Origin of the sequence: Flammeovirga aprica JL-4 (assembly GCF_012844305.1) — a bacterium.
GTDB lineage: Bacteria > Bacteroidota > Bacteroidia > Cytophagales > Flammeovirgaceae > Flammeovirga > Flammeovirga aprica.
Genome location: NZ_JABANE010000358.1, coordinates 1 through 690 on the forward strand (window position 1 = coordinate 1; position 690 = coordinate 690).

The following is a 690-nucleotide window of genomic DNA, read 5'->3' on the forward strand; positions in this document are numbered from 1 at the left end:
CAACTGAGCGTGCACTGGCAGCAGCGGCAGCACAAACATCAGGGCAAAGGAGAGGGTGACCAGCGCCGCACCCATCTGTGTCACCTTACCGGCGCCAAATTTATCGGCCAGACCGCCGGCAAGCGGCGCGGCCAGCGCCCCGGCGGCCCCGGCGATACCGAAACCGCCCGCTACTGCGCTGCCCATGTGATAGTGTTCGGAGAGCATCACCGCCAGCGTCGACCAGAAGGCGCTAAAGGCGATGGAGAGCGCGCCCTGAGCTAGCGCGGCGCGGCGTAATGCCGGGTAACGCTGCCACAGATGCGCCATCGAGGCCATCAGCTGCGGATAGCTCAGCGTCGAGTGCACAGCGAAGCGCGGCCGGACGCGCCACATTACCAGGCCAATCAGCGCGACGCTGACCGCCGCCGCCTGATACATCACCCGCCAGCCGAATACGGCGCCCACCACGCCGCTGACCGTCCGGGAGAGCAGGATCCCCAGCAGCAGCCCGGTCATCACGGTGCCCACCATTTTTCCCTGCTTGCCCGCCGGGGCGAGGATCGCCGCCGCCGGGACGATATCCTGCGCCATGGTCGCCGCCATACCGATCAGCAGACTGACCACCAGCAGTGAGCTGAGCTGGCCGGTGAGGCTGCACAGGAGCAGCAGGAGCGCCAGCAGCGCGCTTTTCACCAGGATCAGCCGGCG

General features: G+C 67.4%; 1 protein-coding gene. It reads right to left on the reverse strand.

All coding sequences use genetic code 11. The features are described from left to right. Positions 1–690 (reverse strand): MFS transporter (locus tag HHU12_RS34355; protein ID WP_169661206.1); only part of this gene is annotated, 690 nt, incomplete at both ends.